This is a genomic window from Scytonema millei VB511283, assembly GCF_000817735.3.
Classification (GTDB): domain Bacteria; phylum Cyanobacteriota; class Cyanobacteriia; order Cyanobacteriales; family Chroococcidiopsidaceae; genus Chroococcidiopsis; species Chroococcidiopsis millei_B.
Genome location: NZ_JTJC03000002.1, coordinates 462,485 through 475,839, shown reverse-complemented (window position 1 = coordinate 475,839; position 13,355 = coordinate 462,485). Strand labels below are relative to the sequence as shown.

14 protein-coding genes are annotated in these 13,355 nt (G+C 42.8%); 6 read left to right on the top strand and 8 right to left on the bottom strand.

From position 1 onward, the window contains the following. Positions 1–44 precede the first annotated feature (44 nt). The 3 genes from QH73_RS09890 to QH73_RS09880 form a co-directional block, all read right to left on the bottom strand. A complete protein-coding gene (locus tag QH73_RS09890; protein ID WP_039717659.1) occupies positions 45–1,967 on the bottom strand; it encodes an Hsp70 family protein in 1,923 nt (640 codons plus the stop codon). A 71-nt stretch (positions 1,968–2,038) separates the two neighbouring features. Continuing rightward, entirely contained in the window at positions 2,039–2,959 is a 921-nt protein-coding gene (locus QH73_RS09885) for a hypothetical protein (protein ID WP_039716566.1), read from the bottom strand. 93 nt (positions 2,960–3,052) lie between these two features. After that, entirely contained in the window at positions 3,053–3,352 is a 300-nt protein-coding gene (locus tag QH73_RS09880; protein ID WP_132866875.1) for a hypothetical protein, read from the bottom strand. Between the two features lie 174 nt (positions 3,353–3,526). Between QH73_RS09880 and QH73_RS09875 the strand changes: the two genes are divergently transcribed. From QH73_RS09875 to QH73_RS09865, 3 genes are all read left to right on the top strand, one after another. Beyond that, positions 3,527–3,724 carry a hypothetical protein gene (locus QH73_RS09875; RefSeq protein WP_039716567.1) on the top strand — a complete coding sequence of 66 codons (198 nt, stop codon included), beginning with the start codon at positions 3,527–3,529 and terminating at the stop codon, positions 3,722–3,724. A 3-nt stretch (positions 3,725–3,727) separates the two neighbouring features. Beyond that, entirely contained in the window at positions 3,728–4,642 is a 915-nt protein-coding gene (locus QH73_RS09870; protein WP_039716568.1) for an alpha/beta fold hydrolase, read from the top strand. Between the two features lie 152 nt (positions 4,643–4,794). Further along, the gene (locus QH73_RS09865) at positions 4,795–5,625 is read left to right on the top strand and encodes an MBL fold metallo-hydrolase (protein WP_039716569.1); all 831 of its coding nucleotides are present in this window, start codon (positions 4,795–4,797) and stop codon (positions 5,623–5,625) included. A gap of 25 nt (positions 5,626–5,650) precedes the next feature. Here the strand turns inward: QH73_RS09865 and QH73_RS09860 are convergent, their stop codons facing one another. The 4 genes from QH73_RS09860 to QH73_RS09845 all read right to left on the bottom strand — a co-directional run bounded on the left by QH73_RS09860 (position 5,651) and on the right by QH73_RS09845 (position 10,262). Next, positions 5,651–6,511: a lysophospholipid acyltransferase family protein gene (locus QH73_RS09860; RefSeq protein ID WP_052290270.1), complete on the bottom strand. Its 861-nt coding sequence runs from the start codon at positions 6,509–6,511 to the stop codon at positions 5,651–5,653. A gap of 234 nt (positions 6,512–6,745) precedes the next feature. Continuing rightward, positions 6,746–6,961 (bottom strand): hypothetical protein, encoded by a 216-nt coding sequence (locus tag QH73_RS09855; RefSeq protein ID WP_132866873.1) that lies wholly within the window; start codon positions 6,959–6,961, stop codon positions 6,746–6,748. A gap of 444 nt (positions 6,962–7,405) precedes the next feature. Continuing rightward, entirely contained in the window at positions 7,406–8,440 is a 1,035-nt protein-coding gene (locus QH73_RS09850) for an acyltransferase family protein (RefSeq protein ID WP_039716571.1), read from the bottom strand. 379 nt (positions 8,441–8,819) lie between these two features. After that, complete coding sequence (locus QH73_RS09845) at positions 8,820–10,262, bottom strand: sensor histidine kinase (RefSeq protein ID WP_165587655.1); 1,443 nt, start codon at positions 10,260–10,262, stop codon at positions 8,820–8,822. 48 nt (positions 10,263–10,310) lie between these two features. Here QH73_RS09845 and QH73_RS09840 point away from each other — a divergent pair, with 48 nt between their 5' ends. Together QH73_RS09840 and QH73_RS09835 are read left to right on the top strand one after the other, a co-directional pair. Then, entirely contained in the window at positions 10,311–10,460 is a 150-nt protein-coding gene (locus tag QH73_RS09840; protein ID WP_165587654.1) for a hypothetical protein, read from the top strand. 1,025 nt (positions 10,461–11,485) lie between these two features. After that, entirely contained in the window at positions 11,486–11,713 is a 228-nt protein-coding gene (locus QH73_RS09835; protein ID WP_039716573.1) for a ferredoxin family protein, read from the top strand. A 36-nt stretch (positions 11,714–11,749) separates the two neighbouring features. On the opposite strand, the gene QH73_RS09830 is transcribed toward QH73_RS09835, so the two are convergent. Beyond that, positions 11,750–11,974: a hypothetical protein gene (locus QH73_RS09830; RefSeq protein WP_015155243.1), complete on the bottom strand. Its 225-nt coding sequence runs from the start codon at positions 11,972–11,974 to the stop codon at positions 11,750–11,752. Positions 11,975–12,706: 732 nt separating this feature from the next. Here QH73_RS09830 and QH73_RS09820 point away from each other — a divergent pair. Continuing rightward, positions 12,707–13,057 carry a hypothetical protein gene (locus QH73_RS09820; RefSeq protein WP_201278065.1) on the top strand — a complete coding sequence of 117 codons (351 nt, stop codon included), beginning with the start codon at positions 12,707–12,709 and terminating at the stop codon, positions 13,055–13,057. Positions 13,058–13,355: the final 298 nt, after the last annotated feature.

The following is a 13,355-nucleotide window of genomic DNA, read 5'->3' as shown; positions in this document are numbered from 1 at the left end:
GGTTGGGGGGATCTTCACACGAAGTAGTCAACAAAAAACACCTGCTATTGAATCAGGATTGTCACCTCTTCTGCTTTGGTATGCAAAGCTTTCTTCACCTGATGCCCGATCTTCTCAATCAGCTCGTCAAAAGCCTGCCGCTCTTGGGTCATTTTTTCCCTCAGACTTGACTCTAATTCGGGCTGCATTTTGTCACAGATACTATCTATTGTTTTATCTCCTAATGCCACAAAACGAATCCAACTAGGAATATCCAGCTTTTCCTTAATCGCATCTTCAATTTTCTCCCGATTTAAGCCCACTCCTCCACCAACGAGAGCTGCACCATAAACGAGTGCGATCGGCACAATTAAATGCCCAGTTAAGAGTAGAGCGATAATGCTACCGAGAGTACCACTGCCAATGACCAAATTAATCGTAAATGCCACTGCATCGGCAAGGATAGCATCGCCTATCGGTAAGTCAGGATTGACGAGAGTTGGGTCAATCCCACTTTCTAGCCTTAAACTGCTTCTAGGAATTTGAAACTGACGGCAAATTGGATCGGTTCGCTCGGCGATTTCAGGTTGAATGCTGCTATTAAACCAAGTCACGCATTTATTATCGATGAGTTGCCGACCGCGATCGCTTTTTAGCCACTGTTCTGCTTGGCTTTTCATCCAACTTTCCAGATCTGCCAGAGTGCGGATTTGACCGTTTTTCCAGTTTTTTAATCCGGGTTTGACAGCATTTTCAACCAAAGCGATCGATAATGGCTGAGTTATTAGCTTAATTAGCTCTGGAATATTTCTGGCGATCGCCTCTTTCATCTGGTGCGAGTCGTATAGTTTGTCAACTTCGGCTTTAAATGCACTAGCGCGTAGCTCCCATCTTCCTACCCGTGCTAGACCTAATGCAATGCATCGTTCTGGTTCTGGATCGGGACGAACTTGAGTTTCAGGTTCGGGAAAAATTTCTTCGCAAATTTGGCGCGTAAAACTCATGCGAGATGCTCCACCCGTCATTAATAAAACTTTGGGTGTTACACCAAGTTTTTCTAGTTTTTCCTTTGCTTCATTGACTGCTTGACGATACGACTCTTGCCAACTTTTATTTTCTAGTTCGGGTAAGGGTTGGTTTAAAATCTCCGTAATAATTTGCCGATTGACTTTAGGAATAAAAAAAATCTGTTCGTTAATCGACTCAAAACCGCGTGCGAAGGATTGAGAATCGCTGTATATCTGTTCGTTAGAAAAGTAATCTTCTTTCGCTTTACGACAGGCAAGTTCGCACCGTGCTTGATGATGGGGATATTCTGCAAACACTTTTTCTAGTAAAACTTTCTGTTCGTGGTTAGCAAGAGTACGAGCAAAAATTGCCTTGTCTATCAGACTGGCTCCTAGAGCGTTACTACCAAAATCTAGGGGAATTTCATGAAAGCTCTTAACTAGAGTAAAATCTGTAGTCGAAGAACCAATATCGACAATCAGCACTGATGACTTGAGCTGGTCGTAGCCAAACTTACCGACTTCTTTGGCTTGCATGAAAGCAGCCCGCGATTCAGGGACGACACTTAATAATGGAATGCCAGTTGACTCTAATAAATGTTGATACTTCTCTCGGTCGTCCAAAGTCCACCCTGAAGGACATCCAACATAGAAATAACTGTCCGTTCCACCTTCAATTTGTTTACTTTCTTTCAGCAGGCGATAATAAGTTTCTAGAAATCGACGCATTGTCTCTCTAGAATTTAGATCTTCATCTGGTTTTTGCTTAAAAGCAATTTTTAATTGAGTCACACCAGCTTGAATCAATGCTTGTTCTCCCACAAGATAGCCTAGTTCGGGATGCCAGCCAAGTGCAGTTATTTGGTTTTTTTTATGATTTACTTCTAGCATCTGAGGAGATTCAATACTTTGAGCTGGTGCTTTCGCCACAGCTGTTTCACCATGTCCCAAATCGAAACCAATTATTTCGGAAACTTTCACGTTCATACTATTATTTATAGGTAATATCTAATCTCAATCTCGCTCGAATTTAAAAGTGATGCTATACCAACTCACGATGACACAATATTTTCATTTTCAGATTTAGAACGAGATGGCTCAATGACTCGACCGCGAAGTAACAGGCGATCGCCCTTCCATAAGGCAGGGGTTATAGTAATGTAGTCTTGAGCCGAGCGGTCTATATTTGGCTCGAAGTCAAAATACTCGCGACGGCTAGATTCGTCATCCGGTCGATACATCTGAATTCTAATTCCCTGCTCCATTAAAATTTGCGGCAGAAGTTTCACCAGTTCGAGCGTCATTTGCGGTTGAGCTAGAAATGACGCGCCACTGAGTCTTTGGAGAAAATTCAAAAGTTCAGGCAATTCTTCTATGCCACTAGTATCAATTGTCTTCTTGGTTTCTGAAGCGGCAACGGCAAGGTCGATAGTATTTAGGGCATCGCTTAAACAATTTAAAAAAGTAGCTTTATCAATTTGCGATTTTGACGGAAGTATTTCTTTTAGCACAGCAGAATCTAAGCGATTTTCTTGGCTGGCACTGAGTTGAAATACCACTTCTAGCCCAATAAGTAGAAAGAGCAACAAAATTGCAATCCAGACTTGCGAAGAATTTGAATACGAGGAGAACAATGCTCCTAAAATTCCAATACAACTGAGTCCTTGGAGCAGTTTTAGAATTAAGCTTTTTGGCGAAAATTTAGGAGTTTGACTAAAAATTTGTCCCCGTTCTATACTTAAATCTTGCGTAGAATCGATCGCAGTCAGAGTATTTAGAGACTGCCGCAGCACTTCTAAAAAAAAGGAAGCCAAACGCACCTGAGTTACACTGAGTTCGCCAACATAACTTCTTTCAAGTTCGTCAAGTCGGTTCTGCACCACCTTAACTACTTGCTCTAGGCTAGTCGCTCTCTCGATTTCTGAGTGTAGATCGCTGCGGCTTTCGTTAAAAAGTGTTGTGAGTGTCTTCATTTTGCTAGACGAGGCTTGGGGAGCTAAATTGCCTCTCTAAAAACGGTAACTTCTTCAATAGGTTGACGACCACTAACTCCAGGGTTACTTTTATCAGTTGGCGTGGTAGTGAAGATCTGGAGGGCGATCGCATTCAATATTAGATAAGGCTCGATCCCCCCAACCCCCCTTGAAAAAGGGGGCGATAATTCGCAAATAATAAGGGGTGCAGTTATAGAAACGCACCCCAGGTTTAACATAGAGATTTAAATTTAGAATTGAACCGTTGTTACTTATATCTTCAAAACTCCCCAGCTCGATTCCAGAAAATTTAGTCCGAGAGCGGTTTTCAATTGGATACAACACACGATTTGTAGGGGCGCACAGCTGTGCGCCCCTACAAATGTCACGCACGCGATCGAAAATTGCTATGAGTTGAGAAATACAATAGTGTCGCGATCGCTTTGTGTAGCTTGTGAGTAAACATACTCAAATTGTGTCCTAGAGAACCCTGACCTCTGGTGGAGGTAGCTGGAGTAAAGTTGTAGGCAAACTAGTAGAACTGCTTTGTACTTTTGGCAACAACCAATGACTACGAGCAATTCGCATCTAGATGCAGTATTGCAGCGCTCAAACCCCCTCGTTCAGGTGTTTGCAGATGACGGTAGATTTCCGAACAATGAAAAACTGCCTCTAGTTTTGTCCCAAAATGCGGTGAAGTTATCTCAATATGGTAAAGATGGACGGCTAGCTAAATACTGGCATCTACAGCAAGCAAAGGTGTGAGTCATGAGCCAGATTACAATCCCAAATACAGAGTTTTACAGTTGGAAGAACTACCGTTGCGCTTACGAAAACTACACACCTGACAGCTCGGCACAAGATAGCACTCCTTTGCTACTCATTCACCCGATTGGTGTGGGCTTATCGCGTCGATTTTGGCATCGCTTCTGCCAAGCTTGGGATCGAGCCGGACACAATAATCCGATTTACAATCCCGACCTTCTTGGCTGTGGTGAGAGCGAAATGCCACATATCGCCTACACTCCGGCTGATTGGGCTTCGCAGTTGCAACATTTTCTGCAAACAGTCGTCCAAAAACCCGTCACCCTGGTCGTGCAAGGGGCGCTGTTACCTGTAGCGCTTGAGTTAGTCCGGTTGCAAACTCAACCAAATCTCATCCAAAAATTGGTACTGGCTAGTCCCCCAGCGATCGCACTCATGTCTCAACCAACAGGAGCGAGGCAGCAAAAACTGACTTGGAATTTGCTAGATTCGCCCCTTGGCACTGCCTTTTATTTGTATGCTCGCAGACCGCAGTTTTTGAGGTCTTTCTCGACGCGCCAGCTATTTGCTAGTAGCGATCGCGTCGATAGTGAATGGTTAGATCTGTTGGTCAAAGGTGCGGCAAATCCCGCTAGCCGTCACGCAGTCTTTTCCTTCTTAGCGGGTTTCTGGCGACAGAATTATCGAGATACGATCGCCGCGATCGCTCAACCAACATTAGTTGTTGTGGGCGATCGAGCATCGAGTATCAGTCAAGCAGGCAAGCAGGATACACCAGACCGACGATTAACCGATTATCTCAAGTGCTTGCCTCAAGGCAAAGGTGTCAAGATTGCCGGTCGCAATGTCTTGCCCTACGAGTCAACGCCTGAATTTGTTGCCACGTTGGCAGCATTTGAACCTTTGAACCATAGTTAATCCACAGGAGTTACGCACTTGAAATCTGAGATCTCGATCCCCCCTGGTTCCCCCCTTGAAAAGGGGGACTTTAAGCCCCCTTTTTAAGGGGGTTTGGGGGATCGACTGCGTAAGTCCTGAATCCAATTTGGAAGTCCTGAGAGGGAGCATTTATGCGCATTCATCATCTGAATTGCGGTTGTATGTGTCCGTTGGGCGGAGCGCTATTTGACGGCTTTAGTCGGGGTTTGAGTGCCTGCCTCGTCTGCCATTGCCTGCTAGTCGAGACAGAACAGGGACTTGTCTTGATTGACACTGGCTTTGGTCAGCGCGATCTTGAAGCGCCTGACTCGCGACTGAGCCAGTTCTTCATTCAAGTTAATCGGATTCAATTCGATCGCAAATATACGGCGCTCCACCAACTCGAACAACTCGGTTTTAGTGCAAATGACGTGCGCCATATTGTAGTAACCCATCTCGATTTTGACCATGCTGGCGGTTTAGAAGATTTCCCTGAAGCAACCGTACATGTGATGCAGGCTGAGATTGAGGCTACGCGATCGCGGCACGGTTTCATTGCCAGCCAGCGCTATCGTCCTGGGCAGTGGGATGAGGTCAAAAGTTGGAAGTATTATTCTGCTGGAGGTGAACCTTGGTTCGGCTTTGAGGCAGTGCGCAACCTTGAAGGACTACCACCAGAAATCCTGATGATCCCGCTTGTCGGTCACACGCGGGGTCATGCTGGGATTGCGATCGACACCCCCCAAGGCTGGCTGCTTCATGCAGGCGATGCCTACTTTTATCGACATGAGATGGGTTCGCCCCAGCGTCGCTGTACGCCCGGTCTGCGCGCCTACCAGTGGATGATGGAAGTCGATCGCCAAGCCCGAATCTATAACCAACAACGGTTACACGCACTCTCCCTCGATCGCAGCAAAGACGTGCGCCTCTTTTGCAGTCACGACGCTATTGAGTTTGAGACATTCGCCAAGCGATCGAATTGATCGGCTAGACAATTTCACTTACCAATTATCCGTCACTCTGCTCGATCAAATCGTCTAGCTCCGCCTGCATGTGGCTGCAAACCCTTTCGTAGCAAGCATCTACATAGTCGCGATCGCGTGCGGCGGCACGACCGTAACGCTCGAATACAACTGGCGCGCAGACGCGAGTATGAATCTGCACGGGAAACGGGAAATTGGGAATTGGACCAATTCCTACACCCCAAGGTAGCCCCAGAAAAATTGGAAACACGCCTGTATTACCGTCAAGCGCCAAGGGAAAACCCCACTCTTGTAGCTGTTTCACCTGCGAGTAAAGATCGGTCAAGATAACTAGAGTTTCATGCGCGCCGTGGGAAACCAGCGGTACAATCGGTGCTGATTCGATCAGAGCTAACTTGATAAACGCTTTATTGTTTGCCAAGTAAATTCGGTTTCGCATTGCATAAGGACGAAACAAATCTTTTGCGCCGCCTGGGTAGACGAGTAGTGCTGCATCCTTCGAGAGTGCCGCGCGAGCCATTTTTGGATGAGCTATAATTGCCCCGACCTGCGAACCCGGTCGAGCAAAAAGCGGCGTTTGCCAAGCCGAGGGATGCATTAAGGCGTAGGCTAATCGGTCGTAACCAAAGCGACTAAACCAGTCATACAGAAACATTGATGTATCTGGGGAAGCCAAGCCGCCATTATGGGAGCCAACGAGCAACACCTTACCTGTCGATGGGATATGATGCCAGCCATCGGTTTGCACTCGAAAGTAATTATGGTAAAACCATTTCCAGATCGGCATCCAAGCTTTAATTGCTTCAGGATTGCGCTCTGATAAAGACCAGCCATCAAATCTATGCCCAAGAGTTGTGGCGCTATGGCTTTTCGTGCCTGTGACAATGCTTATCTTTTCCAGTAGATCGGAGAGTTGTTGAGAGATTTGGTCATTGCTGTCCCAGTTGCGTTCAAAAATGTTCAAGATGATTCCAATAGATAGCTATAGCCCTTAATCATTCTATACATGTCACTCCGACATATGAATAGCGATCGCACTTCTACCACTGTTCGTCGCGATCTGCATAGCCTCAAAAGGTGCTAGTAGTCTAGCCCAACAACAAGCGCTCCTATTTCTAGTTTAGGCAAATCGATTGCCAACTAGCTTAGTTGTATGACATTGATTTTGCATCCATGTATATCCCTTATCAATGCAATTCGGACAAGCTTCGCCACAGGTTTCTCCACGTTCGTTACATAAAATTATTGCTGCTTCTTTTCTCTCGAAATCTCGCTGACAGAAATAGCAACACTGGTATTTTAGCGAATAGCTCCTATGTTCGATTTGAAATTTCATAATCTTAACCTCGTTTAACTAAAAGAGAGCAGAGATAAGGGAGCAGGCGACAGTATAAAAACTTTTGTCATGGGTTTATAGCCCACTAATCAAAAACAATTATGTTGAGATGCGTAGCACGAAACACAATAAGTCATTGTTTTAATCTTATGTTATAGCGCATGGGTTACCTACTTCCTACTCCCTTTGAAACAAATATACTTGTCATCATGGCAAGCAGATAAAAGGCTTATATTTATTCAGGATACAAACGACTTGTCTACAGTTACGTTTAAGACAATGTATGACTTCAGTTCTAGTTTGTTTGACTTGTTTGCGTTTCTGTATTCATCAATTTTTTTCATAGCCGTTTTCAATTGGATGAGATACACGAACTGTAGGGGCGCACAGAGAAAGCGCCCTTACAACCCCTGTATGTCGCTCAAGGCTGACAGTATTTATTATTTAGCCCGTCAAAAGAATTGTTAAGTCTTTTTTTAAAGATTCTTTCTTTATAGTAGGTAAAAGCCACTTTTTGACAGCAGAGACTTGAAAGAAGGTAATTAGCATTGCCCCTGAGTAAGCAACAAAATATTCAATTAGAAAGTTAAAATAACTATTCTGCTCAAAAAACTCAACTATTGGTATATGCCAAAGATACATCCACATACTGTTCTGGGCAATAAATAAAATCCAAAACTCTAATTTTTTGAACTTCCTTATAATTGGAATACATTTGTCTCCTACTAGGTAAGCTAAAACAGTCATACCCATAGCATAGGAAAGATAATATGCAGAAGGTGGATACTTATGGGTTTGCGTAGTGACTAAGTCGCCCTGTTGAGTAAAGTAAGTTATTCCTAAAATAGCAAATGTTAATAGAAAAAATCCTGCTAAAACCGAACATTCAGCTTTTCTTAATTGCGGGAGCCGAATGCCAACAGCAAACACCAACGAAAATGCTATCCCATAATAGACAAACAATGACACATTTTCTCCTAAAGAGGTGGTTGTGTATTGCGAAGTTAGAGCTAATAGCAATTCGTATATTAAATATGAAAAGATTAAGATGGAGAAATAAACTTTATGGTCTTTGATTCTTTGATTTGCTCTTGCAATAAAAGGAGCTGTGAGGGCGACTAGCAGAAATACTCGAATTATCCAAACATAGCCAATTCCCTCGGTTAGGGTGTAGCTATCTAATATAACTTCTGGAGGAATTAACGCGGTCTTTCCTAAGAGTGACAATCCAGTATTCGCTAAAAAGTAGAAAGATAAGAAAAGCCAAACGGGAAAGAGTAACCGTTTGATTCTTTTCCAGAGATAACTTTGATAAGATTCTACTCTTCGGGATTGTGTAAATGCTAATCCAGAAACTACGACCATTAAAACTACATCAAAGTTTCTGAGTTGAGCCAGCCAAGTTGGTGGCTCGACGTGAGCGAGAATAATCAGAGATAAACCTAAAAACCTTAAGAAGTCTATTTTGATGTCTCTCATTTTCGAGCATTTCCTATAGACGCAACTACATTATTAGGCTAATTTCACCCAGTCTACAGTACCTCTTTATGTACTAAGACAACAGATAAGCAATCGAAGCTTTGAGAGTCAATCGAGCGGACTACATGTTTGCTACACATGTTATCGGAATTTTCGCGATCGCAATCGCAAATTTCAAAAATTTTTCTCTTCTTTACACTTTGCTGAGATAGCGATCGACGTTCGATTAACGATACGCTCGCGCTCAAAAATTGCTGCGATCGTGCAACAATTTTTACAACTCATTGATGGAAAAGTTGCAAAATTTAAATTTAGCTAAGTGACAATTTCTCAAAATCGCGATCGCTGACTGAAACTCAAAACAAAACGATCGAGGCTGTTACAGCAACTCTTCATCTGGTAACACCTGTTGATGCTGCATTGGCAATGTGATGATAAATGTTGCTCCTTGTCCCGGCGTACTTGTAGCTGTAATACTACCTCCATGCCGTTCGGTAATCTTGCGGCAAATTGCTAATCCCATGCCTGTTCCTTCATATTGACTGCGACCGTGTAAGCGTTGAAATGTCTGAAAAATTCGCTCCTGATACTTTGGTTCAAACCCAATTCCATTGTCTGCCACTATCACTTGACACGCGGCGACATCTTCTGAGCCCTCTGCTTCGCTTTGGAGTGGAGCGACCAGTTGGCTATAAATCTTGACTACTGGTGGTGTTTGAGGACGATGAAATTTCAGCGCATTTCCGATCAGATTCTGAAACAGTTGTCGCATCTGTACTGGGTCAGCATCAATGGTGGGTAGCTTGTCTACTTCTACTTTTCCTCCTGTCTGCTGCAACCGCACTTCCAAGTCAGACAGTACCTCTTGCACCACTTGTTCTAGATTCGTCGCTACGAATGGCTGCGCTCTGGTGGCAATTCGCGCAAAAATGAGCAAGTCATCAATCAAGCTTTGCATCCGACCGACAGCGCTTTGCATTCGCTCGATATAATCTCGTCCCTGCGCTCCCAATACTTCGCTAAATTTCTCTTTGAGCCGATCGCCAAAAACTTGAATCTTGCGTAGTGGTTCCTGTAAATCGTGGGAAGCAACAGAAGCAAATTGTTGTAGATCGCTGTTGGACTGTGCTAAAAGTTGTTGCTGGCGTTTTAATTCCTTCTCCGTCTTTTGCCGTTCCTCTAATTCGCTTTGCAACTGTTGATAAAGTTCCGCTTGCTGAAGTGCGATCGCCAATTGTGTTGCTAATTGTCGCAGCAAGTCAATTTCCCATTGCTGCCATTGTCGTGGTGCCGCACATTGATTCACCACAAGCAGTCCCCATAACTCTTCTGCTTGTAATATTGGTACTACTAAGTCTGCCTGGACTTGAAAATTCGCCAAAAACTCCACATAACACTCGGTTAGCTCTCCCGCATAAATATCTGCTGTCGCTTGTACTCGACCTTTTTTGTATAATTCAACGTAAGTTGGAGCAAAACTCGGGTCTTTGGGTCTGCTGCCTAAAATCGATGTCCATTCAGGTGCTACAGACTCAACAATTACGACTCCACCCCAGTCTGGTTCAAAGCGGTAGATAAACACTCGATCCGCTTGAAGTAACTGCCGCACTTCTACAACAGTTGTGTTTAGCACTGCCTCTATTTGCAAGCTTTGCCGAATGCGCTGCGCTATTCTTGCTACCAATAGCTCTCGCTGAGTTTGCTGCTGTAATATCTCTGTTACCTGCTGCTGCTGTGCAGCGCTTTCTAGCTCAACCAAGTGCTGACGCAGTGCGACCAGCTCTCGAATCAGTTGCTCTTTTGTCTTTTGCTCATCTTTCATTGCCATGAATTGACAAAGACAGCTCGATCCAACACTAGAAATCCATCATTGAAATTAGCAATTAACAACGATCCTAGCTTTTGGCTGCCGCTATTTAGTGTCAAGTTTTATATAGTTGTGGCAAGGGTAACAGACTGCTCCAAATATCAGCAGTCAAATGAATTGCTGGAATTTGGGGTGTATCTAGGCGATCGCTAAACTACAAGTATTACTTGACAAACCATTCCTGATAGATAGCAACTAAATTCCGATTTTTTTCGAGTATAGCTTTTGCTCTAATACGCATTATTAAAGCGTCAATCCGCATTTTGCAAGCTCGAAGCCGCATCATCTTTGCTTCAAAGCATAGATTAGACAAATCATCTTTCTTCTGAGAATACTCATCTTGAGAGAAAGTAGACACGATCGCATACCACCTTTTTACTCAAAAATAATTTTGAAAATTTATCGTTTGATGAAATATAAAAGGAAAATTGTCTAGCACTAAACGTAGAAAAAGTATTATTTTATTATCTGCTTAAGTATCTACAGCTTGAACTAGAGGAGTTGATTTATTTTTTGCGAAATTTATTCACTACCTCAATTATTCTTAAAAGGCTAGCCTCGTTTACCACTTCATTTAAACTCTATTCATAAAGCTATAAATAGGGTCGAGCTTTCACCTTGGGTATTCTTATCACTACGTCAATTATTAAACGCTAAAGAGTAATTTATGTATCCCTAGAGAGATAGCTTTTAGAATAAAAGTTTGTTGTGCAACATACATATCGCACATACATATTGCATTGCTCAGTTCTAGCTTCTGAGTGTAAATCTACACTTATCTTTTTACACTGTTAATATGAATATCTTACCTAAGACTCAGTTGTTCAATACGCTACTTCGAGCTAAATTTGGTGCGTCATTCTCGATTGCTAAAGTTTATATGCAGCGATAACTAAGAGCGGTTTTCAATGGGGCAATACATGCCTGGTAGAGGCGCACAGATAGCTGTTGTGCGCCTCTACAAATGTCATCCACACAATCGAGAGTACTATAAGAGTTTTCTTGTATTAATGAGTACAGAGTAGCTTAATATGACGCTCTGACCCTGGATAGAAGAAGAAAAATAAGAATTATAGAAACCTTGTTCTAGTAGAGATTTTTGCGTTTCGATTTCCACAAAAGCAATTCGTATTTTCTCTTCAAAACTCTTGCTTAACAGTAATTTGAATGGAGATGTTATGGGATATACAATTATTGCCAATACCTGTGAAGGTATCGCCGATTGCATTGATGCCTGCCCCGTTGCCTGTATTTACCCAGGTTCAGGTAAAAATGCCAAAGATACTGATTGGAACTGGATTGACTTTACTGGTTGCATTGACTGCGGTATTTGTCTGCAAGTATGCCCTGTGGAAGGTGCAATTCTTTCAGAAGAACGACCAGATTTGCAAAAAACTAATACGTGAATTCATGATGCGTAAATTGGCGCGAAGCGACTCGAATTATTGGCTTCTGACTTGCTGCCATACCTTTTTAATCAAAGTTTCCTCCTGAGGCGAACGGACTAATTTTTGCAGTAATGGTGCAACTCGATTGGCTTCTGCTGCTGGTACTCCAGCGCGGATAAGGTTCCTGACAAGAATCTGTTCCTGCACTGGATCTCTACCTTGAGCAGTCAGTTGCAAGTACTCTTCATCACTCATACCTAGATCGAAAATTTCCGCCATAATTGTTACGTTGTTTGTTGCCGCAACTTGTGGAGCTGTTTAATTTAATTAAGGATGATAATACAAATCGATCCTTCATCAGTATTCATGCTTAGCCAACTCTTTTGCTTACCTCTTAGGTAGAAGCGTTAAGAGCTTATCCACTTTACCCAGGCTGAATACAAGTCCTCTTCTACAACTCCTCGCTTTCCAGAAGTTTCAGTGTAATCTACCAGTACTTTCAGTGTCGTTGTATAAACACCATTAAGTATTTCGTGTCCGTAACCGATGACTTTACCGATGTGCCCTGTCTTTTGATGAAGCACATACTCTCCAATGCCGAACATAGATTTCTACTCTTTTAGTGCCGTTAGTGAAGTACCTTTTCATCTCTCATCATGAAGAACTCTAAGAATTACAACTTCATCCTTTCAGTCTGTTTTACCTAGACTGAAGATATATTTTAGTTTGAGAGAAAATCTTAGCAAATTGTATTTTTCAATACAAAAGATTGCGATCGCACTTTGCTAAGGCTTCAGTCAAATTACAGATGAATTGAGAAAATTACTGGTATTCAAGCTTATAAATTGCTCCCTTGTTTCGCGCGGCAGCGAAGGTGTACAAACAGCGAGTGCTTGGTATTGTATTTAGCGTTACAACTAAACTTTAGATCGAGCTAACTCCTTTGATAGAACCATTTTTCAACCAACTGGTTCTATAGAAAGATGCAGTCACTAATAAATATTTGAAACTATGGCAGTACATCTGTTATTAAAATACCACCAAACAATCATGCGATCGCCAGACAACCAAACACCAAACACAGAAAATCCCGACTCTCCCAAGAATACAGCTCCCGAAATAGATAACCGCGAAACTGCGCGCCCAGATCCGGCATCGAAAACCCCTCCTGCTTTAGCAAACGATACAACTTCTCACATTAATCCTGACTCGAAATCTGAACCGATAACTCAGGTACAAGCAGATAGCGTACTAACCCGCGAGCAAATGCCTAATACCAAGTTTCGCATCACTCTTAGCATAGTGACTCTGGCAATTCTCATTTTTATTGCTGCTCTCTACTTCGGCATCATTAACCCTTAGCTCGGTTTGGCGCAAAAGTATTGCCAATTTAATATTAAGCTAATTTTTTTCTCCTTTCCTACCCGCCAGCGATAACCCTGGCGGTTTTTCTTGCACCAATAAAGTAAAAATCCCAGAAAGCTAACCAGTGCCCAATTAGAGAAGAAAAACTATACCAGTTCTGTCTCTTTTAGGAAAGCTATCTAGGACAGTAAGTCTGCATGAGGCAGAGAATTCACTTATTTATAAATTAACTAGATTTACTAATAGCTCAACACTAACTAAAGAAAGAGATATTTTTTAGAAAGCTATGTTTATA